The sequence below is a fragment of the Galactobacillus timonensis genome, assembly GCF_900240265.1.
In the GTDB taxonomy this organism is placed as follows: Bacteria; Bacillota_I; Bacilli_A; order Erysipelotrichales; family Erysipelotrichaceae; genus Bulleidia; species Bulleidia timonensis.
Window position 1 is genome coordinate 1197283 of the sequence record NZ_LT964739.1, and the last position, 22175, is coordinate 1219457.

General features: G+C 54.5%; 23 protein-coding genes. 3 read left to right on the forward strand and 20 right to left on the reverse strand.

Going from position 1 to position 22175, the window contains the following annotated elements; genetic code table 11:
* Position 1: 1 nt before the first annotated feature.
* The 20 genes from C1714_RS05675 to C1714_RS05770 form a co-directional block, all read right to left on the reverse strand.
* Entirely contained in the window at positions 2 to 1156 is a 1155-nt protein-coding gene (locus C1714_RS05675) for a hypothetical protein (protein ID WP_102342274.1), read from the reverse strand.
* Between the two features lie 13 nt (positions 1157 to 1169).
* Positions 1170 to 1679, reverse strand: a complete 510-nt coding sequence (locus C1714_RS05680) for a BppU family phage baseplate upper protein (protein WP_102342275.1) — start codon at positions 1677 to 1679, stop codon at positions 1170 to 1172.
* 15 nt (positions 1680 to 1694) lie between these two features.
* Entirely contained in the window at positions 1695 to 2816 is a 1122-nt protein-coding gene (locus tag C1714_RS05685) for a phage tail spike protein (RefSeq protein WP_102342276.1), read from the reverse strand.
* A 3-nt stretch (positions 2817 to 2819) separates the two neighbouring features.
* The gene (locus tag C1714_RS05690) at positions 2820 to 3536 is read right to left on the reverse strand and encodes a hypothetical protein (protein ID WP_102342277.1); all 717 of its coding nucleotides are present in this window, start codon (positions 3534 to 3536) and stop codon (positions 2820 to 2822) included.
* A 1-nt stretch (position 3537) separates the two neighbouring features.
* Positions 3538 to 5769, reverse strand: a complete 2232-nt coding sequence (locus C1714_RS05695) for a phage tail tape measure protein (protein WP_102342278.1) — start codon at positions 5767 to 5769, stop codon at positions 3538 to 3540.
* A 396-nt stretch (positions 5770 to 6165) separates the two neighbouring features.
* A complete protein-coding gene (locus C1714_RS13845) occupies positions 6166 to 6519 on the reverse strand; it encodes a hypothetical protein (RefSeq protein WP_135567893.1) in 354 nt (117 codons plus the stop codon).
* Positions 6520 to 6529: 10 nt separating this feature from the next.
* Entirely contained in the window at positions 6530 to 7111 is a 582-nt protein-coding gene (locus tag C1714_RS05705) for a major tail protein (protein ID WP_102342280.1), read from the reverse strand.
* Positions 7108 to 7476 carry a hypothetical protein gene (locus C1714_RS05710; RefSeq protein WP_102342281.1) on the reverse strand — a complete coding sequence of 123 codons (369 nt, stop codon included), beginning with the start codon at positions 7474 to 7476 and terminating at the stop codon, positions 7108 to 7110. Before C1714_RS05710 ends, C1714_RS05705 begins: the two co-directional genes overlap by 4 nt.
* Positions 7473 to 7856, reverse strand: coding sequence for an HK97 gp10 family phage protein (locus C1714_RS05715; RefSeq protein WP_102342282.1), 384 nt, complete (start codon positions 7854 to 7856; stop codon positions 7473 to 7475). Before C1714_RS05715 ends, C1714_RS05710 begins: the two co-directional genes overlap by 4 nt.
* A gap of 4 nt (positions 7857 to 7860) precedes the next feature.
* Positions 7861 to 8025: a hypothetical protein gene (locus C1714_RS13985; RefSeq protein WP_167849942.1), complete on the reverse strand. Its 165-nt coding sequence runs from the start codon at positions 8023 to 8025 to the stop codon at positions 7861 to 7863.
* A 148-nt stretch (positions 8026 to 8173) separates the two neighbouring features.
* Positions 8174 to 8488, reverse strand: a complete 315-nt coding sequence (locus tag C1714_RS05725) for a hypothetical protein (RefSeq protein WP_102342284.1) — start codon at positions 8486 to 8488, stop codon at positions 8174 to 8176.
* A gap of 11 nt (positions 8489 to 8499) precedes the next feature.
* Entirely contained in the window at positions 8500 to 9660 is a 1161-nt protein-coding gene (locus C1714_RS05730) for a phage major capsid protein (protein WP_102342285.1), read from the reverse strand.
* Between the two features lie 4 nt (positions 9661 to 9664).
* Complete coding sequence (locus C1714_RS05735) at positions 9665 to 10324, reverse strand: head maturation protease, ClpP-related (protein ID WP_102342286.1); 660 nt, start codon at positions 10322 to 10324, stop codon at positions 9665 to 9667.
* Positions 10317 to 11588, reverse strand: coding sequence for a phage portal protein (locus C1714_RS05740; protein ID WP_102342287.1), 1272 nt, complete (start codon positions 11586 to 11588; stop codon positions 10317 to 10319). The genes C1714_RS05735 and C1714_RS05740 overlap by 8 nt, the downstream gene beginning before the upstream one ends.
* Positions 11588 to 13273: a terminase large subunit gene (locus C1714_RS05745; RefSeq protein ID WP_102342288.1), complete on the reverse strand. Its 1686-nt coding sequence runs from the start codon at positions 13271 to 13273 to the stop codon at positions 11588 to 11590. Before C1714_RS05745 ends, C1714_RS05740 begins: the two co-directional genes overlap by 1 nt.
* Before the next feature lie 16 nt (positions 13274 to 13289).
* On the reverse strand, positions 13290 to 13667 hold the full coding sequence (locus C1714_RS05750) for a hypothetical protein (protein WP_102342289.1): 378 nt from the start codon (positions 13665 to 13667) through the stop codon (positions 13290 to 13292).
* Between the two features lie 185 nt (positions 13668 to 13852).
* The gene (locus C1714_RS05755; RefSeq protein WP_135567894.1) at positions 13853 to 14362 is read right to left on the reverse strand and encodes an HNH endonuclease; all 510 of its coding nucleotides are present in this window, start codon (positions 14360 to 14362) and stop codon (positions 13853 to 13855) included.
* Between the two features lie 112 nt (positions 14363 to 14474).
* On the reverse strand, positions 14475 to 14975 hold the full coding sequence (locus C1714_RS05760) for a hypothetical protein (RefSeq protein ID WP_102342291.1): 501 nt from the start codon (positions 14973 to 14975) through the stop codon (positions 14475 to 14477).
* Between the two features lie 11 nt (positions 14976 to 14986).
* Entirely contained in the window at positions 14987 to 16801 is a 1815-nt protein-coding gene (locus tag C1714_RS05765) for an AAA family ATPase (RefSeq protein WP_102342292.1), read from the reverse strand.
* Positions 16802 to 16822: 21 nt separating this feature from the next.
* The gene (locus C1714_RS05770; RefSeq protein ID WP_135567895.1) at positions 16823 to 18148 is read right to left on the reverse strand and encodes a hypothetical protein; all 1326 of its coding nucleotides are present in this window, start codon (positions 18146 to 18148) and stop codon (positions 16823 to 16825) included.
* Positions 18149 to 18292: 144 nt separating this feature from the next.
* Between C1714_RS05770 and C1714_RS05775 the strand changes: the two genes are divergently transcribed.
* The 3 genes from C1714_RS05775 (at position 18293) to C1714_RS05790 (ending at position 22173) form a co-directional block, all read left to right on the forward strand.
* A complete protein-coding gene (locus C1714_RS05775) occupies positions 18293 to 18892 on the forward strand; it encodes a helix-turn-helix domain-containing protein (RefSeq protein ID WP_102342294.1) in 600 nt (199 codons plus the stop codon).
* A 414-nt stretch (positions 18893 to 19306) separates the two neighbouring features.
* Positions 19307 to 20437: a tyrosine-type recombinase/integrase gene (locus C1714_RS05780; protein WP_135567896.1), complete on the forward strand. Its 1131-nt coding sequence runs from the start codon at positions 19307 to 19309 to the stop codon at positions 20435 to 20437.
* Between the two features lie 794 nt (positions 20438 to 21231).
* The gene (locus C1714_RS05790) at positions 21232 to 22173 is read left to right on the forward strand and encodes an AraC family transcriptional regulator (RefSeq protein ID WP_102342296.1); all 942 of its coding nucleotides are present in this window, start codon (positions 21232 to 21234) and stop codon (positions 22171 to 22173) included.
* Positions 22174 to 22175 lie beyond the last annotated feature (2 nt).

The window sequence follows — 22175 nt, forward strand, 5'->3', positions numbered from 1 at the left end:
GCTATAACGCCTCCGTTTCCGCGTTCGTCATTTGCGCGAGCACTGCTGTTACAATTGCCGTTTTGTCGTCGTCTGTGAGCGTGTAGGCCGGGCCTGCAGCGCCTGTTTCACCGGTTGCGCCGTTCATGATATCGGCCGTATGCGCGCCGTTTTTGTCCGTGATTGTGATGCGTTTTCCGCCGTCAATTTCGGCGATTTCTACCGTCGGCGAGTATCCGTCCGCGCCCGCAGATCCCGTCGCGCCTGTGGCTCCCTGCGGGCCTGTAGCGCCATTCTGAATGTCCGCCGTATGCGCGCCTGATGCGTCGGTGATGGTAATGCGCGTGCCTCCGTCAATAGCGGTAAACGATACAATAGGCGATACGCCGTCTTTTCCGTCTGTGCCTGCGGATCCGTTCGCGCCGTCCTTACCGTTCGAGAGCGCGATAGTGTGTGCGCCGTCTCTGTCCGTAATCGTGATGGTCGCGCCGGTGTCCGTCTGCGCAGCGGTAACAGTAGGGGAGATTCCGTCTGCACCGGTTGCTCCGGTTTCGCCCTGAGGCCCCTGTGCTCCGGTGTCGCCCTTTGCGCCGTTCATAATGTCGGCAGTATGCGCGCCGTCTTTATCGGTGATTGTCAGGCGCGTGCCCCCGTCAATAGCGCTGAATTCAACCGTAGGCGATACGCCGGATGCGCCTCCACCGCTCCCGGATGCGGCCTTTTCAGCGCGCTCTGCGGCCGCCTCTGCGCGTTCTGCGTTGGCGCGCGCGGCGTCCTCAATTGCCGGAATTTCCGTTGTGCTGATGTCCGTATCGTCCGCCAATCCTGCCGGTTCCACGCGCAGAATAAAGTTTGCGGATCCAACAATTTCATCATTATCAGCGCCGGTAGTGATGCGCAGTTCGCACCACGTATCGCCCGGAACCGCTGTCATATTGCGCGTGAGAATGACCATTGCCACGGATCCGTAATGCTGACAGGTATGCGCGAATCCGTGGCGGTCCGGCTTAGTTCCGCGCACTGTGACGGTTGCGCCGTCGGGGATTGTGTAGGTGTTCGCGCCTGCTGTGAGGCAGAGAATAAGCTCGCGCGCCCCGTTGTCATACTGCGATACAGGAATTATTAATGTGCGCCCACCCTGTATCATATCGAGCACGTATGTCTGTTTGATTGCCATAAATTAGCCTCCTTTATCCGACGTTGATATATTCGACATTCTTTCTCACTGAAACGCCACCCGCTTCTTCTGCGCGTTTTGCGGCCGCTTCTGCGCGTTCTGCCTGCGTGCGTGCAGCGTCCTCGATTGCAGGTATCTCCGTTGCGCTGATGTCTGTTTCGTCTGCTAATCCGGCGGGTTCCACGCGCAGAATAAAATTAGCGGAACCGACAATATCTGCGCTGTTTTCGCCGGTTGCAATGCGCAATTCGCACCAAACGTCGCCCGGAACTGCTGTCATATTTTTGCGTACCGTGACCGATACTGCTGATCCGGCATATTCGCAAGCGTACGCAAACCCGCGACCGTCCCGCTTCGTACCCCGCACTGTTACGGCGGCACCGTCCGGAATGGTGTATGGGTCTGCGCCCGCTGTCAGCGATATCAATAATCCGCGTGCCCCATTGTCATACTGCGATACCGGAATGATCAATGTACGCCCACCCGGTATCATATTGAGGCTATAAATCTGCTGAATTGCCATGTGTACCCCCTTACTTCACTTCGCTGTGATGACTCCTGCTACAGAATAGGCAATCTGTTTTGTTTTGATCTTGTCGATCGTTTTTGCTACTGTAGGCATAGGTGTGCCAATTTCAACACTGTCGTATTTGTCCTGCAGTACGTTCCATACAGTTTTCGTTACGATTGATGAAACTGAAATTCCGAGCCTCGTATGCTGAACGAGTACGGTGTCGCAGAGTCCGATCGTTTCAGCCTGCAGTGACGGGATAAATGAAACCTTGCAGGACATTGATACATGGCCGACGCCCGGATGCTGTTTAACCCACATTGCTCCGGCCGCATCTATCTCTGCTGTTGTTGGATCCACCCCGCTTGATGTGTCAATGTATTCTGATACGTCGGCAGCCTTGATGTATTTGTCAAACGGTGGATCTGTCAGGCCTGTTTGAATGGATCTACCTGTCAGAAAGACGCTTTTCCCAGAGACCGGCTTGCAGAACGGTTCAATTTTACCGTATGCGTCGCCAATCGACCACGTGAACGTTCCATCCGTCATGTTGCTGCCATAAATCACTCGCGCGCCACGATCGGTTCCGCGGTTTTTGTATAGAGTGACGGTTTTTCCATCGAACAGCAGTTCTCCGCCGTATGCGTCAGTGATATCAGTCAATGAATCGCGCGGCGTTCCGTAGTCTGTTCCTATGGTTGTCGTGTATCCGCCGTCCCCCATTCCGGATGATGAAAATACAACTGATGTCGTGCCCCCATAAACTCTGCCAGACAGTTGTCCAATTGCGTCCTGCCCGCTCGTAGCCGTTATTTCTACGGTCCATGCGTGCGATAGATCTACGAGGATGATGTGGCGTGCTGTAACATGTGCGGTTCCGTTTGCGCCGTACCGAATCTGTTCAATACGAAACGGCTGCACGCCATTGATCTGATTGGCTTTTGCTGCAATTACTGCGCCCAACTGCAATTCGGAAAACATTGTTCCAGACGCAGGATAATCCAGCTCCAGAATGTAGTTTTCATTGCGCGTTTCCGTGACAATCGCACTCGTCGCCTCCCATAGTGCACCGATCCCGACAGAATTGTGCAGTTCGCATTCACCGGCAGCCTCGGACAGAACGCGCGATTTTGTTATCCATGGTGTCATAAATTACAGCCTCCAATAGCGCGGATATACGGTAATTGTTCCTGCCGTATTGTTTGAAATTTCGCTATACCCTGGTTCCAATACCGGCCATGCCCCGTTATCCAATTTCAGGTTCTTGCTATAGTTAACGCGCCCGGTTACGCCGTCATAATAGGCGTACATCTCATCGCAATCCACGGCAATTTTATATGATCCAGATACAGTGATTCCTCGTCCGGCGATCACTATGCTGCCGGGGTTATTGAACTGTATCAGCGGGTATGCCGTGTGACGCGTCGTGTTTCTAATACTCAATTTACTGTTAGCAGGAATCTTAACACCCGTAGAGCCATCCGTTAGGAACCGGCGCGGGTCGCAGTCAAAATGGATCTCAAATATTGCTGTTCCGCGGCGCCTGTCAACGGTCGGTTCGAATGCCTCAGATACGCGTGCCATGCGATATTCTCCGGCATTGTACGTGTCGGTTAGTTTGTAATATGCATCTGAATGTGCCATCAGCCAGTCACGTGCGTCATACGCAGTGCCGAGCGTTTTCGTCATACAGTTGTATACAATCGTTGCATTTTTATAACGGCCGTGATCGATCACGATGTCTCCGTTGCGGCCTGGAATTGATACCGTTTCAATGTCACGCACAGCGCCGCCGTACGTGTTCTCGCCGGAAACAATAATTCCCATTGATTGACTGCTGGTTCCGTCATATGTGAATGTTCGCATCATATTAAAATCTCCCGCTCTGAATAGCTAACTGCTGCGTCAGCCTGTCAATCGTGTAATCTGCAATAGCCCGCTCATCCATACCCTGTGACGGGTACACGTTGACGGTAATGCTGCCCGGATTTGCCGAGCGTACAGCGCTGCTGATTGTGTTCAGTAATGCGTTTTGACCGATAACGAGCTCTGCGCCGTTGCCGTCGCCGAATCCCTTATACCCGTTAGGCGTTGCTAACACTGTCGGCGATGTGAACGCTACGGCGTTTGTATATGCCGATTTGTACCAGTCAACCGACAGATGCGGAACGCTAGGCGGCGTCAAAGAAAAGCTCCCAGAGATTGAGAAGTGCGGCAGCTTGATGATCGACCGAATACTGTCCCACACGCTTGCAATCTTGCCGGGGATGTCACGCACCCAGTCAATCGCTTCGCTGATTCTGTCCTTGACTCCGCCCACTAAACTAGCTCCGAGGTCAATCCAGAACTGATAGTACGGCTTGATTACACTGTCCCAGAGCCATGTGATCCCGTCCTTGATGGCGTTCCATGCGTCAGAAAATGCGCCCTTAATACCGTCAAGAACCGCAGAAACCGCGGGCCCGATAGTATCCCAGTTCGCGATAACTAACGCAACACCTGCAGCAATTGCGGCGACGATCCAGCCTGCTGGTCCGATAGCTGCAAGCACGGGAGCTGCCGCCGTCACGAGGTTTCCGATTCCTGCTGTGATGCTGCCGACAGCCGTGACAACGCCGCCGATTCCAGTGACAACAGGACCGACAGCCGCCGCAATCAGTGCCGCTTTCACAATCGTTTCCTGCATTTCCGGCGTCAGGCCGTCCCATGCTTCTTTGAGCCGTGTGATTGCATCGCGGGCAACTGTAAGCGCCTCTGTGATCATAGGCCCGGCCGTTGTAACAAGCTCTGCCGCCGTGCTTTTCAGCGAGTTCAGAGTCGGTATCATTTGGTCTATCGGATCCTGCGTCTCTGCAAACGTGTCCGATACAGATCCCGCATAATCGGCTAATGATCCGCTGAGCGCGTCAAGTGAAAGGGATCCACTAGATACGGCGTTATAGATAGCGGCGCCGGCTTTTGATCCAAATGTGTCATAGGCGGCCTGCAATTTTTCTGTATCTGACGCATTGCTGTTCATTACTCCGCTGAAATCCGCTAATGATTGTGACAGCGTTTTTCCGCCTTCGGTAGCGTTCTTCTGCGCCTTTGTGAGGCCAGCCAGCATTACCGATGCATCCAGTCCGGCCATATCAGCGGCACCAACTACGGCGGCTGCTTCCTCTGCGCTCATGCCCATAGCCGTGAATTGTGCAGCCGATTTGGTCACATCCTGCGCAAGAGTATCAACAGAAACGCCGGTTGCCTGCCCGACAGAATTCAATGCGTCTAGCAGGTTTGATGCGTCCTCTGCACCCTGCCCGTATGCGGCTAGTGCTGCGGAAACGCTATCGATTGATGCGGAAACCTCTGTGTTGTTAAGAGATGAAAACTTTACAAACTGTGTAGATAACTGTTCCAGATCATCGCCAGTTAGACCGAATCTCGTGCTCACTTCACCAACCGCATCAGCCGCAGTTTGAAAAGATGTCGGTATCGTCTCGGCAATCGATTTCGCACGGTTTTGCATGTCTTCCAGTGCTTCACCGCTTGCGCCAGTCTTAGTTGTGATCGTGTCCATCGCTTCATCGACAGACTTCCACGCAGCGACTGAAGCCGCCGCAACGCCAGCGATAGGGGCAGTCACCGTCTTTGTGAGGGTGGTGCCTACGCCCGTGATGGACCCACCAGCTTTGCTGATCTTGTCACCGACAGACGAGATAGATTCTCCCGCCGTTGCGATCTGCTGCTGTGCGACACTTCCGAACTGCTTGTACTGATCTTCGAGGCTGCTCAGCTGCTGCGTAGTCTTCTCGATCTCGCGTGTTAGCGCAGCCTGCTGTTCTGCCGTTTCGCCCGCGCTGTCGCTGTTTTTCAGCTGCTCAAGCGCGGTTTTTTCCGTCTCCAGCTTCTGCTTTGTTTCGTCGATGGCATCGCTGAGATACTTCTGCTTCTGCTCCAGTAATTCTGTGTTAGATGGGTCTAACCTGAGCAGCTTGTTGACCTCTTTTAAGCTGCTTTGTGTATCTCTTAGCTGCGCATCGACATCCTTTAGGGCAGACTGCAGCTTCGTAGTGTTTCCGCCGATCTCGACAGTAATGCCCTTAATTCGTTTGTCAGCCATGTGTATGCCTCCCTTGCGTTTTGGCGCGTTTTCAGCCCGTTTGCGACGTTTTATTGTATTTGCGGTAATTTATACGTATGCGCTAATAAAACGCGAAATAGGGGCTATTCTTTGCGAAATACGCTATGTTTATGGTGTTGGTACGTGCGTCAGCGGATGTCCGCCTCTGCTCGTATGAAAAAAGCGCCCAGATATCCCGTGAGCGGGTGTCCGGGCGCAATTGTTAGAACGCATCAAAATCGTCCTGTGTTGCCAGTTCGTCGTATTCGGTGTCGTCGTTGCTGCGCTCAATAAGCATATCCATTACGTCGCCTTCGGTCAGTTCGTCCATGTCCGCAATGGTCAGCCCGCATTGTTTCGCCCGTAGCAGATAAAGCGCCGTAGTCAGCGTTCTATCTACTGGGCGACTGCGTTTTTTGGTGCAACCGTCGTAGCACGCGAGGACAGATAAGCGCCGATGATCTCGGGCGCTGCTGTCAGAATTGCGTCGCCGTCCAGCGTATCCAGCCAATTCATAAATGTATCGTCTGAAAGTGCGGACATATCGGCGTGCGCAGCCTGCATCGCCATGACATACGCAAGGCGCGCAACGGTTGCGTAGTCAAGTGTGCCGGATTTATCCATTGCGCCAATATCCGTCAGCAGATCACGGCGGAAAACGGATTTATAGCGGATTGCGGTTGTGCCGGTGGCCAGCATTGGCGTAGATACCGGCGCGCCGTCAACCGTCAGATTTACTTTCTTCAGCATTGTAGACCAATTACCCCTTAGCAGTCGGCACCGGAACTTCGTTGAACCATGCATCATATCCTGCGGATCCAGCGGCGCACTTCGCCTTTACGATATTAGCTTTCAGCGTTTTGTCGTAGATTGTTCCTGCGGTGATATCAATGGAATCCGTCTGCGGCTCGCGGCTGCCCTGCGTCGTTTTTCCGGATACTTCCGGGCGTGCGGCAACGCAGTTATACATGACGTGGCGGGTAGAGCTTACGTCGCCTGCAAACTCAAACAGCAACGCAAAATGTGTTGTAAGCGCATCGGCGCTCTCAACGACCATGCCGTTTCCGTCGGTGATTGCGCCGAGTACGTCAGTCTCGAAATCCGCCGGGATCTGAGCACACTCCAGCGTTCCACTATACCCGTCGTTTGCGTAAGAAACGTAATATTTGATATTGTCGGCGTAGAACACCTGCGAATCGCCCTCAGCCTTCATGCTCAGAGATACTGCGCCCGGCCACGGCTTTTCGGTTCCGTATGTGGCGCTGCCGTCCTCTGCGATTGTGGCCACGGCATAATGAACGTTGCTGAGGCCGTATTTTACGCGGTTTTTGGTTTCAGTCATAAGTTAGATCCTCCTAGATCAAATTCATATGTGACAGCATAAACAGCGGCATTTTCGTCATAGTCCGCCGCTTTGGTCGCATAATAATCTGAAAGCGCGGCCTCAACCGCGCCTTCTGTGCTGATATCGCGCTCCGCCTCGTACAGCGTCAGCGCAATTGTGTAGTAACGGTAATAAATGGAATTGTCGGCGTAGAAATCATGCTCGGTGTAGCTCCATACGATATACGGCAGCATCGGCGCATAATCCGCATAATCAGGAAAATGATCGTACGCGTGCTCGATATCAATATTTTTCAGGATGCTATCAACCTGATCATGCATACGCCGAACCGCGCTAGCTATGTCGATTTCTCGTGTGATCATTTTGTCTCCTCTATGATGCGCTCAACGCGCTCTGACAGATCTTCTGCCGCGGCTTCTGCTGCCGGCGCAATATGCACGCGGCCGCCAAACCCGTTAGCAGGATCTGTACGTCCGCCGTTGCGCAGCTTGTGCGAATTTTCCAGCAGATGCGTCAACCGATACAGCCGGTTCTGCACGCCGCAAACCATGTATGCGGGTGTTTCCTTGCGCACAACGACGCTCCATCCACGCCGATAGCGTGTGCCGGGCGATGTTTTGCGCAATTGCGTTTTCGTGTCCTCTGCGGTCGCTTTGACGGCTTGTTTCACCTTCGCGGCAACGGCGTCAGTGTATGCGGACAGCTGCTTCGTCAATTCGCGTTCAATGTCGTTCTGCGCCATACTGCTACCTCATAATGCGTGTCTGCCGATCACCGGCCCGGCGCTCCAAATACAGCTCAATTCCGCCTGATTTCGTCTCAAACGTGCGGTAGATGTGATAGCGCTCCCCATTGATAACCGCATATGGTTCGCCGTTGTAATCATCCGCGCATGCCAGCGTCAGAACCATAGTAGGCGTGATGCCAATTAATCCTGCGCTGGTAAATTCTGCGCGTGTGATAGGTCCGCGCGTGGCTGTCACAACGTTAGGCGCTCCGTGACTCTCCGTGATTTGGTCGCCGTCTGCGCGAATAGGCGTGACAGGCTGTAATACAACGTCAATCACCCGATCCATCGTCAGCCGCGCCTCCTGCGCATGTATACGCCGCCGCGAGGGATAGCGAGCCTTTCAGCGCCTCATACGCCGCTGCCCATTCGGCTCTGCGCTCATCGTTGCCGTAGCTCGCTTTGAGGTAAAGTTTCAGTGCCTGTCGGATTAGCGAATCATTCAGATCCACCCGTACGCCGGCGGCCTGTAGATCCAGCGCGCCTGCCTCGAGTGTCTGTGTGATTTCGTCATCCTGTGACGCGGCGGAAATGCGCAGCCAGCTTTTCGCGTATGCGAGCATGTCCTTTGCTGTAGTATCCGCCATGGTCAATCACCTCAGCCGCCGATAGTCAGCGTTGCAAAACTCTTGCTGTCAACCAGACCGGCCTCTGCGCGTGCATAGCCGCTGTAGATGAACGTATGCGATTTGATGTCCTTATCGGATTCAATCAGCACGTCCGTGACAACATTGTTTACAACTCTCTGCGGGTCGCCTACGAGAATAACGCCATCTGCAACCGCGTCTTCAATGCGAACCTTTGCGCCCAGCAGTGCGCCATCGGCTGCGTCATCGTTGACAGACGGAACAAACAGCGGGCGTCCGGTCGTGTCGGTCAGATTTGCGAGCTGGTTGTAAAGCGTAGAACTCGAAACGTATGCAACCTTCTGCGAGCAGCGCTTCAGTGTGCCGAACAGCTTCGTGATGTCGGTATATGCAAGCTTTGTGCTAGTCAGCTTGTTGCCGGAATCGATAGCGCCCTCAACCGTCGCAACGACGTCAGCCGCCATAGCGTCTGCGAGCTGTGCGCCGATTTCCTGCACCAGATAATTTTCCAGCGCGTCAATTGCCATGTTGCGTGCAGCATAAGAAAGCACTACGTCCTTAGAGTAGTCATTGCCGGCGAGTTTAATCGTTGCAAGCGTGTTCTGTTCGTCATCGTTTGCTGCGCCCTCAGCGGTCTTCTTTGCCTTGCCGGCCTTGACCTCGGTGTGAACCGGCAGTTCCATAACTACGCCAGTTCCGCGCAGTGTCTGAATGTCGTCCAGAATGCTGTGGGTTTCGTCAATCGTGTTCCAAATGCGGTCTGCAATCTGTGTCGGGATTACGCCGGCCAGCGTTTCGGTCGTGTGCGTAAAGTCCGCATTGACCATTTCATAAGCCTGCTTTTCGGCGTCGTTGAGATCGCGGCCGCTGATGCGCTTCAGGAACGCATTGCGATATTCGGGTGTTGCTGCAAGATTCATGTTTTCAGTCATCGTTCTATCCTCCATATTGACTTTTGTATTAGCGGCCATAGCCATAAACGGCGCCGCGGGTTTTGTGTTTGCCATTGCGGCTTTTTCGGCGGCCGCTGCCTTTTCTGCTTCAAACGCCTTCCGGGTCGCCTCAGCCTCCGCCTTGATGGCGTCAGCTTCGTCTAACCGTCCGGCCTGTGCGGCGTCCTTACCGCGCGCCGCGAGATCCTTCATCTTGTCCTGGTACTCATTGAGTGTCATTTTTTTAATCCTCCGTGTTCAGGTTGTCGAAATACTCAATCAGCGCTTCACGCTTTGCTCTCAGACGCGTTTTAACGGCCTCTGGAAGCGTTTCTGCGGTGCTGTTGGTAAACTGTCCGTCTCCGCCCGTTTTGTCGCTCTGCGGGGCTGAAATCGCGTCAATCAGGCCGTAGTCTAGCGCGTCCTGCGCGGTCAGCCACGTTTCGTGATCCATAAGCGATAAAGCGTCCTTTTCCGTCATGCCGGTCTTTGCGACATACGCGGCGGCGATTGCGCGGTTTGCGGTCTTCAGTGCTTCACTAGCGGCGTCCATATCGCGGTAATCGCCAGATGCGGTCGTTGATACGTTGTGGACCATCATGCGCGCCGTCGGTTCCATGTCGCACCACCCGGCCATAGCAATGACTGAAGCGGCCGATGCCGCCTCGCCGGTGATGTGGATGTGCACACGGTCGCCTGCGCGCTTCAGTGCGGAATAAATCTCGCTGCCTGCGTTGATCTCGCCGCCAGGGCTATTGATGTATACGTCCAGCGGTTCGTTTGCGTCTGCGCTCGCGATTGCGTCGGATACGGCGCTCGGGTGCGTTTGTGTCATGCCCATGTAGTCGTAAATCCATGCGTCGTCATCGGATACAATCACGCCGCGCACGTTAATATCACTCATTGGGTGCTACCTCCTTAGGTTTGATATTTGCGTCCGGAAATGTCAGATCGTCAGCGCTCGCCGTAATCCGGCGCGCGTCGGTGTCTGCGCTTTCCGTATCGGTTCCAGTAACGGCAGCTGTATCGAGACGCCGAATCGGTTCATCTCCGCCCGGAACAGGTGCCAAATTAAATGCGCGCCGCCATTCGTTAGGCGTAAGCGCTCCACGGTCAACCATTGCGCTAAGCGCGAGTTTTGTGTTCAGTGATGCACTGTCCCACGCGCTCGCCTCGAATACGATACGATTGCCGAACGCGCGCTCGCGTCTGCTGAAAAGTTTTCGCGTAAATTCAGCGCTTAACTGCCGCTCAATCGGTTCAATCTGTGCGTCGAAATATGCCGTTGTCTGCGCTTCGTTTGCCTTGTTTGATACGATATCCGGCGATACGCCAAACAGCGCGTAAATGCGCGCCGTCGTACGGTCAATGACGTCAGCGTTCGGTACGTAATCGTGCGTTGATACCTGCTGCGCGTCGGCCATACTGTTAACGCCCGCCACGCCGGATGTGTTTGCTGTAGATAGCCACGTACGCGCGAATTCATCCGTCTGCCTTTTCATGTCGCTAGGCGGCAGCACCGACTTAAATTTCAACAGCCACCGGATAGCGCCGCCGTTTTTGATCGCGTTGATAATGCCCTGATCGGTGGTTGTTACAACGTCCAGAAGCGGGGCAAGCGCCGGCGCGATAGGTGAGCCGAACAGCTCGTTATCGTGGTAATCGCGGCGGATGTGGATAACGTCGTCGTAATCGAAACTGAACCGTTTGCCGTTTGTCAGCGTGAATGTCAGATAAAGCGCCCCCGCTGGCGTATATGCGGCGTCTACGCTTGTTGCGGCGATAGGGTATATAGCAATAGCGTTTCCGTAATCGTCGCGCTGAATCACCGCGAATGCGTTGCCGTTTAGCATTAGCTGCGAGGCAAGTTTTTCAAGCATTGCCTGCATCGTCATATATTGGTTTGGCTCTTCAAGCAGAAACCGAATACTGTTTGACGGATTGACGCGGATGTCGCGCCCGCCATCGTCTCGCGTCGTTTCGATAATATGTTTCGGCGTCAATTTGCCCACGGCCGAAACTGCGGGGCGTGTGCATGCGCGTACGATATCGCTGCGATAAACCGAACCGCTCCATGCGTATACGCCGCGCGTATCGGATGTCATTAGCTCAACGCCGGAAACGCGGCGCGGGTTAATAAGTGCTCTGAATCGTGAAAAAATGCTCATCAATGCGCCTCCGTTTCGCTTTCATATTGCGCCCACGAACTGTATTCATCCGCGTGCTGGTCATATACCGTGTACGCGTCAAGCAGGGCGGCAAATGCGTCAATGCGCCCGCTTTGCTTGCCCTTCACCGGCTGTATGTTCCCGTTTGTGTCGGTCCGTACGTATGTGTTGCCCAGACACCATTTCATAACGGGGTTGTTGTCGTAGTTAATGCGGTGCGCCTCCAAATCAGCGCGCAAGTTCTTCATCGGCCCGGATAGCGTGATAACGCCCTGTCGGACCGGAACCATTGTCTGCTCGCCAAATTCAGCGCTGAACTGCGCCAATAGCGAATCGTCAATGTGCCACGGGTCATAGCCAATCCATATCGGCCAGATTCCTTGCGTATCGCGCTGATCGCGGAACCAATCCAAAAATACGCGCTTGTTAACGCGTACGTCGTCCACAATTGTTATCATCCCGCGCTGCGCCCATAGCTCATAAGGCGCCCCGTCGGTGTTTGTGCGCGTTGCGTCGCTGGTTGCGCTCAGTTTTGTGCGCGGTATCCAGCAGTGTGTGCGCACGAGGATCTCATTGCTGTCCGCTCTCCTGCCGATCAGTACGGCGGCGTTCATATCCACGCTGTCGGCGGCGTCCATACCGCCAATCGCATAGCGCGGGAACGGACCAGTAATGCGCGCCTCGTTGTTCAATACGTCCCACGGCAACCATGCCTGCGATGCATTTGCGATAATATTGAAATCTTTCACAAGCACCGTTGCCATATCAGGCGGGGATGCTTTTGCTTTTTCGACATTAGCTCGCAATTCGCCAATCTTCTTGATCGCACCCAAACCCGGGTTGCTTTTCACCCATAGGCGCTCATCGTCGATCTCACGGCGGTCATCCTGCTCATAAATTAGTGGCAGGAATCGTTCGTCCTCTACCGTGCCGTCCAGCACTTTGCTTGCGTACTCGTACTGTGCGTCATATACGCTATTACGGATAAAGCCAGCTGTGGTGATCTCGAATAGCAGGGGCTGTCTGCGTGCGCTCATCGACTGCCGCATGAGGTCATACAAATCACGGTCACGTATTGCAGCCAGCTCGTCGATGATTGCGCAATGTGCGTTCAGGCCATCCATGCCGTTGGTGTTACTTGCAAGAGCCCGGATGTATCCAAAATTGGCGGTACAGTAAATATCATTTTGCCGCTTGCGGGCGACTGACTTTAGTGCTCCGCTGTGCTGCAACATGTGTGCACACTCCAGATATGTATGCTGTGCCTGCTCGCGCTTTGTCGCTAGGCAGTAAATCTCGGGTGCGCCCTCACGGTCAGCGATCAGCATGTAAAGTGCGACCGCTGCGACCAATGTGCTCTTTCCGTTCTTGCGTGCCATGATGATCACGCACTCATGGAACCGGCGCATTCCGTTATCATCTACAAAGCCAAACAAAGCGTTCAATGCGGCTTTCTGGTATAGCTCCAGTCGGATCGGCGCACCAAAATTTCCTTGCGATTGACGGCAAAACCGCTCGATAAACTCAATAGGGCGGTTAGCGCGTACGGGGTCATAGTGATATTTGCCGGGGCGCTCGTAGTCGTATAGCAGGCGCCTGTACTCTGTGATCAGCTTCGTGCATGCGGGGATCTCGCCATTGATGATCTTGTGCGCATACTCAAGCATGTAAACGGTCTCCGCCATCGTACGCACCTCCGTTTCATTCGTCTTCTTCGTCGTCCTCGCCGTTGATAAAGCGCATTAGCTCAGCGGCTCCGTCTTCGTCTTTGCCAAAACTGTCGGTGATCTTGATTAGCGTTTTGACGGTCGCGTTTGCCGAGTTTGATGTGTTTGTGAACTCTTTGACACACGGGTTTGCATACGTGTTGCGCTCACCTTTGACGTATGACTTCTCAGTGGTCACGCCGTCTCTTTCGATTGACTTGCGCAATTCATCGAGGATCTTCAGCTGCGTCAAATAGCGCTCAAAAGTGGTGCAAAAAAAGAAATTATTCTGCACGCCACGCTTTTTGGCGATCTCAAGAATCTTTTCTGCCTGTTCTGTCAGTTCACGGTCCTTTTTCGTTTTTCCAGCCATGTAGCACCTCCAGATTGCAAGCAAAAGAAAAACATCGGCGCTTCACGGCATCCGATATCTTGATATCTATGTAAATTCTTTCAGCAAATCAATGAAACTTTCATGAAATGGACTGAAAGATAGCGAAAAAAGTGTAAAATCGCCGCTCGGCAGTGCAAAGCCCCATGGCTCGGCTTCCCGCGGCATCATGATTCTTTGTGAAAAGGGGGGATGCCCTTCACAAATTTTTCTTCATCTGTTTCGCGGATTCCGATTGGATCGCCGTTCTCGCCAAACATTACGCGCCGGCTGCGTTGTTTTGCCAGTGCCTCGTTGTGTCCCCATGCGTGACCCGGTAATGCATTGTGGCATTGCCAGCATACAAGCTGAAGATTTGCGAACGATAACGTCACATTCGGATCGCTGATGTTCGCCGGCGTGATCATCGTTTTGTGATGGACAATCTCGCCCAGACGTTCGTGGCATATCTCGCAGATACCGCCGTCAATGCCGCGCCGGTAGTCGATATATGCCTGTCTGGTTTGTCGCCATCGTTTAGACGTGTAAAACCAGCGTGCGTAGTCGTGCGCCATTTGTGCCTCCGTGCGTTCACATACAGATACCGCCGGCGGAAGGTTGCCGGCAGGAAAGAAATCATTCAGATATTTGTCGAGGGAGAGGAAATTTTGCACCGGCCCGGCGATATCTGTATGCAAACGCGCCAGCGGATAAATGCATACAAAAAGGGCAGGCCCGTTTAGAACCTGTCCTTTGCCTATTCATCCACTATAAGAATATTAGCACAAATTCAGTATCAATGCAAACTTTTTAGCGCAATTCGTCAACATTTCTGCAGTAATTTTCAACGGCTGTAAGGATTTTTTTGCGAATGCCGCTGCGCGTCATATCGTAGCGCTGCTCCATAATCAGATCAAATTCGGCATGCTGGTATTTGTCTATAGCCATTGCGCGCGTTGTATCGTCCAGTCCTGACAGCATACGATTCACCGCCGCCATACGCTCCTGCGCGTCAATCATCCGTTGCCGGATTTCGTCGCGCCTGACGATTTCCCGTTCATGGTCAATCGTCGGACGCTCCCCGCCGATATTCCGGCCCGCAACGATTTTGTCATAGCGGATCGCGTTACACCCGCATTCGCGCGTATACGATTCCTGCAAGCGATCATTACACCGCGCAACCTCTGCAGCATAGAACTCGTAATCGGCGAGGTCACGTAACAACCGCCGCGCCTGCCATTCGTAATACCGCGCGTCATCCGTATGCGCGCCTGCTGCTGCCGGCGCCGTCACAATTTCTCTCTCACTCATGTGCGCCTCCCTCAGAACGGCAGATCCGCCCAGTCGTCATCGCTAGCGCTGAATAGAACGGTATCGTCAACAGCTGTTTTTTCCGCCGTCGTGCTTCCGCTCATAGCGTCAGCGCGCCGTTCGATCTCAGCCGTGTTTCCGTAGCTGTTGCCTGACGCGTTATCTGCAGCCGGACCGCCCATATCAGCAACCGCCTGTGCCATATGTTCAGCGCGGTCACTCGCCTCTGCGGCGCGCTTTGCACTGCCCGTCGTATCAATTTCCGCGTAGCCGTTAGCTGTGCGCATAATCGGATGTCCCTCACGCCCATACAGCTCAGCAGGTTTTTTCTGTAGCGGCGAATAGCCCGCAACCCTCAACCAGCCCCGAACGGTCGTTGCTGTCGGTTTGTAGCCGATACGGTTTGCAAATTCTGTAATGAATGTGTTTACATCGATTCCGCACACCGTCGGATCTTTTTCCGTAGCCGTAACGTTTGCGTTTTCGATCATGTAGCGGATGATGCTGTCGGCGGCATAGCCAAACACCTTATCGCGGACCTCTTTTGTATGGCCCATTTTCAGCGTGTCGGCATCGTCCTGCCCCTCGAGCAGTACGCCGTCTGTGCTTCCATCCGTAATCCGTGTGAACGTCGGATATTGCCACCACACGTCAATCGGGTCTGATTCCGGAAACGACCGCGCGATTGTCTCGAGTCTGAACGCTGTCGCTCCATCCGGTGCGTTCTGAATGGCGCCATTGTCCAATCGGCTGAGCGTCATAATGCAGTCCGGCGCGCGGCTGAATACGCCTGCGCCAACGCCGCGGTCGAGTACAGATTTCAGTGCGCTGTTGCCCTTTGCGTAATGGTGAACAATCATCACCGATGCCCCTGTCTGTTCGTTCAGTGCGCTGACCTGCGCATATGCGGCGGTTACGTCAGCATTGCTGTTTTCGTCACCGTCGATAATGCGATACAGCGGGTCAATGATAATCAGGCCGATCTGCACGCCCTCTGTTGCGCGGATCTGATCCACCATCGCGGTGAGAACGGTTACGAGGTCGGTGATTTTAATTGCGCGCCCGCGGAGGGTTAATACGCGCAGATTCGGCAGCGGGTAATCGATACCGCGAGCCGATTTAATGCGCTCGATTCTGTTGCGCACCTCAGTGTCCTTCAGTTCCAGATTTACATACAGTACCGGCGTCTGCGCGACATGCAGCCCCAGCCACTGCGCATGGTTTTCACCGGCAGTGCAAGCGATAGCGAGTTCCAGAACCAGCCATGATTTGCCGGCTTTCGGCGGTGCGCTGATAATGCCGATCGAGTTATTGCGCATATGGCCCTCGATCAGCTCTGCATCAAGCGCCGGGCAATCGGACATACTGCGCGTGTAAATTCCCTGCGGACCGGCGATATGGTGCTGCGCCATCAACCGGCGCGCAGATACCGCACGCGTGCGCTCGCCGTCTTCATCGGTAATTGCATATGTCGGCACCCACGTATCCGTCTTCCCGTCATATGCGCGTCCGACAATGCGGGCGCCCTTAGTTTTCGCGATCAGCGCCGGAACGGCCGCCGGGCTTAATGCCTGCCCCGCCTGCTGTTCAAACGCCCACGCGATCTCGCGCGCTGTCATACCGCTCTGCCCGCGCAGAATTTCTGCAAAGATCCGGGCATTGCGTTCTGCTTTTTCGGCCCGCTTTGCGGCGGCTTCGGCTTTTGCGTCTGTTTCCTGCGCTTCGGCTTCGACCGTCGCGGCGTCGTTTTCCTCTGCCGCTTCGGTCATCGCCTCATTCGTTACTGCGTCATTGATTTCGTTTTTGATTTCATCCATAATTTCCATGTTCCTCTCTCTCGTTTGTGGTTATTCGTCTGCGAGGACATTGCGCTCGCCATTGCGTGCCGGCTCGGCGGGTGCTTTTTCTGGTGCTTTTTCTGTTGTCCTTGCGTTTTGATCACGGGCTTCCGTTCCCGCATATGTGCTGTCGATCCATTCATCCTCGTCATCGGCCTGCGCCATTTCGTCTGCAAGCTCCTGAAGATCCCGTTCCTCTTGTTCCTGTGCAGCGATAATTGCTTCACGTGCGCTAGGCGTTATGTACGCGAGTTCGTCGGGGTCATACGCTGACGCCGGTGTGCGGTTCTGGTAATACGGCACCGTTGCCGGTTTCGGCTGTTTCGCTTCTTCAGCTTCCCGCCGTTCCCGTTCAGCGGCGTCATGCGCGACTGTTACGCGGCGATACAGTTCATCCGCGCCCAGCATTTCATTGACGGCGTTCATCACGGCGTCGCATACGCGGTCATACGTGCTAGCGCCTGTCACGTGCATGTAGTAGTCACCAATCTCTGCAAGCGCCGGACAATCGCGGGCCAACTTGCACCCCACACAATGCGCGCCGACCTCCCGCGGGCAATCGTGGCCGGCCGTCATAAGTTTCAGCGTCCGGTTCCATTCGTTGCGGCGATCCTCCATCCCGGCGGCGGTATGCGGTGCCGTGTGCATTGCCCGTGTGTCGCCGTTCATCACGATCATCACAAGCCCAACCGGCCGCGGGTTGTAATTGCGTGCGTAGTTCCAGATTGCGTTTGCCGTCATGCGGGATTTCCCGTCATCCGCCCATACGTGAGCGCTCACGCCGAATTTCAGGTCAATGGCGATAATCACCGGTTCGCCGTTTTTGCCGTAGCCCTCGCCGTACAGGTCTGGTTTCACATAGCCGGATGCATTGCCGTTGCCGTCATATGTGGTGAATCGCCGTTCGGCGGCAATCGTTTCAGATCTCACACGGTAGCTATCAAGAACGGCCCGTACAGCGGATGCCGTCCAATCAACGGCGGCCCAGTCGCTCGCGTCCAGCAGTTCACTGTCAGCGGGGTCAATCGCGGCGCCGGTAATCGTGCGCTCAACAATTGCGTGAAGCGTCGATCCCCGTGCGTGTCCACCTGCAGCGTCGCTCATCCATCCGGCGCGCGGGCAGTCAATAGCGCGGGCGTTCGACGCGGCAGACGTGGCCGGCGCCGTGTTGCTGACGTAGCGCGCGTACTGCGTTGTGGAACGTGGTGCTGTTTGGTTCATGTTTGTATTCAATCCTCTCTTTCTCACCGCCCCTTCGTTCAGCGGTTCTAAACGTAGGATAAAACGATAAAAAATTTTCCGGTTTGCGAAATGTTCGCAAAATGGCTTAATCATGCGGTTTAGCACTCATTGAGTCATAGCTGTTTGTAAGCGTGTTTCATGGCTATTTCAGTAAATGTTTTCATAAAAATTCAAACAAATTGCACAATTAGTGCTGTAATCCCGCTAAAATGAGCGCGGAAAGTTGAGGACGTGTTAGTGAGCGTAACAAAAAAGGCGGATATGACCGTCAAAAGCGCGATGTCTGTTATTTCTGACAACATCAAAAATGGATTGATTCTTGCAAATTGTTCGCAAGCGAATTTCGCAAAAAATTTATCTGTTTCGCCCGGTTCCGTATCCGGATGGCTGCGCGGAACAACGGAACCGCCTCTGCACATGCTGGATCGGATCGCCAGCGCGCTGGGCGTAACGGTCGCGGATCTCGTAACGCCGGACGGGGTAGGGCGTGCGCCTGACGGCGTGATCGTCTGCCCCGTAATATCAGCGCGCGCGCCGTATGCCGTGATCGGTCAGATGCCGGCGCCCCGTGAATATTCCGCATATCACGGTCTGGTTGCCGTATGCGGTGCGTCCGATTTGTGGCTGTGCGTTCCTGCTGATAGCACGGGGCTGGGACTCCATTGCGTGCTGCGCGATGAACGCGCCGGCGGTGAACTGCGCCCCGGCTATGCGTTTCGCGGCGCGGGCGGATGGTCCTGCGAGTCGGATGCGTATGGGCGCCCGCTGTATGGCGCTGATATCGCGTATGCGGTAGTCGGACGTATGGCGCCCGTGTCGCCGTCCGCGTATCGCTGACGCTCCGCGGCCGTCTCACTAACGCTGTTGTTGCAGAAGGGGTTTTTACTCAGTAGGCGCTCCGGCCGGCGCTGGTGGGATATACGGCCCCCCTTAAGGGGGCCGTAATTCCCCTGCGCTTTGCCGGCCTCTGCGGGAATGATAGTTTTAGCGCATACGATATCCCCCGGCCGGCTATGCCGTCCACCCCCTCCGGGGGTTTATCTGCGGATGATGTGTGCGTGCGGGATTGATCGTATGGCGCTATTCGCTGTATGTGGCACAATACCCTGCAGGGGATGGTTTTTTATTACGTAAGCGCTCGGGTTGCGCCGTAGGGGATATATGGCCCCCCTTAAGGGGGCCATAATTCCCCGGTGGCGCTTCCCGCCTCTGCGCCGTATGAACAATTAGCGCTTCAGATTTGCACTGCGCGTGCTATGCTGTGGCGGGGAGGTGGCGGATATGGCAGTTAGTAAGCGCGGTGATTCGTGGCAGGCGCGCGTTGAGTACCGTGACGCGGCCGGTCGTATTCACAAACTGACGGGCACCGCGCCAACGAAATCAGAGGCCCGTGTGATTGAATCCGAGTTATTGCGCAAGCGTGACATGATGCGCCGTGGCGGCGATGGTACTGCGGACGCCGCTCATGTTCCGACATTCGCCGATATGCTCGCAGCGTATGCGGATTGGCGCGGGTGCGGTGAACGAGTGCGCGAAAAGCAGGCATCGCACATACAGTACCGATTGCAGGATATCGCCGGCATGCGCATGGATCAGATTACGCGGGCAACGCTTTCGGATTTGCAGCGCTCAATTGCCGGATCCGATTATTCTTCCGCCGTGCGCAATGAGACTATTCAGCTCGTGCGGGCGGTGTGCCGCTATTATGCGGCCGTGTATGGTGCGCCGGATCCGTCTGTGCTGATGCACGCCGTCCCGCAGACGCCGGATGAGGTGCTGCGCGTGTCAGAGCATCCAGTGCTTACGCCAGATCAGTTTGCACGTGTTGTGCCGTATGCGCCTTCGCCATATCGTGAATTTTTTATCATTCTCTTTTGGACCGGGATGCGCCGGGGTGAACTGATTGCGCTGTACCGTGATGACGTTGATGTCAGCGGGCAGCGGCTGCATGTTGCGCATAGCCAACGCAACGCAACGCAGGTACGCGGGACAACGAAAACGCGGGCTGTGCGCTGGATTGGCATTGACGATACAACATGGCAGGTTGTTTTGCAGGTTTATCACAACAGCGCCGGCCCGTATCTGTTCGGCGGTGATCGCCCGCTGTCGCCAACTACGCTTGATCGCCAATGGCACGCCGCTATGTCCGCTGCAACTGCCGATGATCCGCTGCTCCCGCAGATCACAATTCACGGGCTGCGCCATTCGCACGCAACGTGGCTGATTAATTCCGGTGTAAACATTGTCGCCGTATCGCGCCGGCTCGGTCACGCCTCGGTGGAACAGACGCTCAGAACGTATACGCATCTGCTGGATAATACAGGCGCACAATGCGTGCAATACATCACCGATTACCGGGGCGCTCATAACTCCGGCAGCTAGCACAAACGCACAGAATGCGATTTTTGGCCTCTCCCGGGCCCGTATAGCGCTTTTATGCGTCTGCCCGATAAAATATGCGTCCGGGTGCTGTTTGCGCCGCTAGGGCCCTTAAAACGCGGAATAGCACATATGCCGTTTTCTGCTAGCAGGCTCCGCAGCTGTTGTGGCGGTTTGTGTGGCGGCGTAAACTCGCAAGATGCGATTCTAGGCCTCTCCCGTGCCCGTAGAGCGATTTTATGCGCTTGCCCGATAAAATATCCATCCGCGCCGTGTTGGCGCTCCTATGGCCCTTAAAACGCAAAATACAGCGTGCCCATTTTTAACGCTTACGGGGCGGGGGTATGAGCGATAATTAAACATACCCCCATGGGGTATACTGAGGCGCTGATCCTCGTTTGTGCGCGGCCGATGCGCAGCATAACATGTGGCGGTGTGTGGCGGCGCTCGGACTGCCTGTGCGCGTGTGGCGGTGATGTGGCGGAACCGGATGCGCCTCTTCCGAACAACTATGAAAATGCGCCAGGAAAACAGTCTGTAATTCAATGGTAGAATGCGACCTTCCCAAGGTTGATACGCGGGTCCGATTCCCGTCAGGTGCTCCATATATGAAAATCCGCATGGCAATGCGGTTTTTCTTTATGCACCAAGCGTAAGCGACAGCCAGGTGATGATAGACCAGAAGCTGATCAAAGGATCATCAACAGGCAAATCGATCACGGGTAACTTGATGCGTGTTTCAGGCATCGAACGAAGCTCGCTGAACGGAAGGTGAATTGCAATGCTAGAATTCACTCATGGATGAAGTGAATATATTCTCTCAGCGGGCACCGCGTTTTCCTGCCCACGACGGGGTGATCGATATCGGCACCCTGTTTCATGAAGATGTCTATGCGGCGTTTTATTACGCTTACAACATGGAGGAGTGCGACGGTGCCGTTCCGCTGCATTGTCACATTGATTTTGAATTGTTCTCTGTGGAACAGGGAGTGGTTCAGCTTCAGGTTAACGAAAAGATCATGACTCTTCGCGAACATGAAGGTGTCTTCATCAACAGTAAAGTCATCCATCGCTTTGAAGCGATCGGGACACAACCCTGCCGTATCGCGGGGCTGCACTTTTCTTCCCGCTACGTCAATGGCGGCAATATGCGCCTGTATAACCGATATATGGAAGGGATTGTTAACAGTGCGGCGTTTGACTGCATCCTTCTGTCCGGTAAAGAGAGTGCCCCCGTTCTGCGCCGGCTTCAAACCATCATTTCCGATTTTTTGGAGAATAAGGATGGCAGCGACCTCTTTGCCCGCAGCCGGTTTGCGGAAGCGTGGTACTACCTGTGGAAGCTGTGCGAAAAAGATACTGCCGGTGGTGATCATTGTATCCCCGCCCGTCGCAGCCGAACCATGGTAATGCTCCAGTATATGGACCGGCATATCAGTGACAGGATCCGGCTTGCGGATCTTGCCCGTGCCGCCTCCGTATCCGTTCCGGAAGTGATTCGCTGCTTTCAGGAAACGTTTCAGACGTCGCCGATGCAGTATCTTTACTCGTTCCGCATGAAGGATGCTTCGCGCCGCCTGCGGGAAACATCCTGTACCATTCAGGAGATTGCCCGCCAGGTAGGCTACAGCAGTCCGAGCTACTTTACGAGGGATTTTCGGCGGGAATTTGGAGTTACTCCTTCACAGTACCGGCAAAGGATCAATAATTCACAAGGATCAGATTTTTCTATTTTCTGACA

Bases quoted from the DNA above. Each gene is read 5' to 3' on its own strand.
- C1714_RS05675 (WP_102342274.1), bottom strand. From the start codon at position 1,156: ATGGCAATCAAACAGACATACGTGCTCGATATGATACAGGGTGGGCGC.
- C1714_RS05725 (WP_102342284.1), bottom strand. From the start codon at position 8,488: ATGGCGGATACTACAGCAAAGGACATGCTCGCATACGCGAAAAGCTGG.
- C1714_RS05745 (WP_102342288.1), bottom strand. From the start codon at position 13,273: ATGGCGGAGACCGTTTACATGCTTGAGTATGCGCACAAGATCATCAAT.
- C1714_RS13845 (WP_135567893.1), bottom strand. From the start codon at position 6,519: ATGCTGAAGAAAGTAAATCTGACGGTTGACGGCGCGCCGGTATCTACG.
- C1714_RS05705 (WP_102342280.1), bottom strand. From the start codon at position 7,111: ATGACTGAAACCAAAAACCGCGTAAAATACGGCCTCAGCAACGTTCAT.
- C1714_RS05685 (WP_102342276.1), bottom strand. From the start codon at position 2,816: ATGACACCATGGATAACAAAATCGCGCGTTCTGTCCGAGGCTGCCGGT.
- C1714_RS05770 (WP_135567895.1), bottom strand. From the start codon at position 18,148: ATGATTAAGCCATTTTGCGAACATTTCGCAAACCGGAAAATTTTTTAT.
- C1714_RS05730 (WP_102342285.1), bottom strand. From the start codon at position 9,660: ATGACACTCAATGAGTACCAGGACAAGATGAAGGATCTCGCGGCGCGC.
- C1714_RS05750 (WP_102342289.1), bottom strand. From the start codon at position 13,667: ATGGCTGGAAAAACGAAAAAGGACCGTGAACTGACAGAACAGGCAGAA.
- C1714_RS05765 (WP_102342292.1), bottom strand. From the start codon at position 16,801: ATGGAAATTATGGATGAAATCAAAAACGAAATCAATGACGCAGTAACG.
- C1714_RS05760 (WP_102342291.1), bottom strand. From the start codon at position 14,975: ATGAGTGAGAGAGAAATTGTGACGGCGCCGGCAGCAGCAGGCGCGCAT.
- C1714_RS05735 (WP_102342286.1), bottom strand. From the start codon at position 10,324: ATGAGTGATATTAACGTGCGCGGCGTGATTGTATCCGATGACGACGCA.
- C1714_RS13985 (WP_167849942.1), bottom strand. From the start codon at position 8,025: ATGGTTCTGACGCTGGCATGCGCGGATGATTACAACGGCGAACCATAT.
- C1714_RS05715 (WP_102342282.1), bottom strand. From the start codon at position 7,856: ATGGCGCAGAACGACATTGAACGCGAATTGACGAAGCAGCTGTCCGCA.
- C1714_RS05695 (WP_102342278.1), bottom strand. From the start codon at position 5,769: ATGGCTGACAAACGAATTAAGGGCATTACTGTCGAGATCGGCGGAAAC.
- C1714_RS05690 (WP_102342277.1), bottom strand. From the start codon at position 3,536: ATGATGCGAACATTCACATATGACGGAACCAGCAGTCAATCAATGGGA.
- C1714_RS05790 (WP_102342296.1), top strand. From the start codon at position 21,232: ATGGATGAAGTGAATATATTCTCTCAGCGGGCACCGCGTTTTCCTGCC.
- C1714_RS05710 (WP_102342281.1), bottom strand. From the start codon at position 7,476: ATGATCACACGAGAAATCGACATAGCTAGCGCGGTTCGGCGTATGCAT.
- C1714_RS05740 (WP_102342287.1), bottom strand. From the start codon at position 11,588: ATGAGCATTTTTTCACGATTCAGAGCACTTATTAACCCGCGCCGCGTT.
- C1714_RS05680 (WP_102342275.1), bottom strand. From the start codon at position 1,679: ATGGCAATTCAGCAGATTTATAGCCTCAATATGATACCGGGTGGGCGT.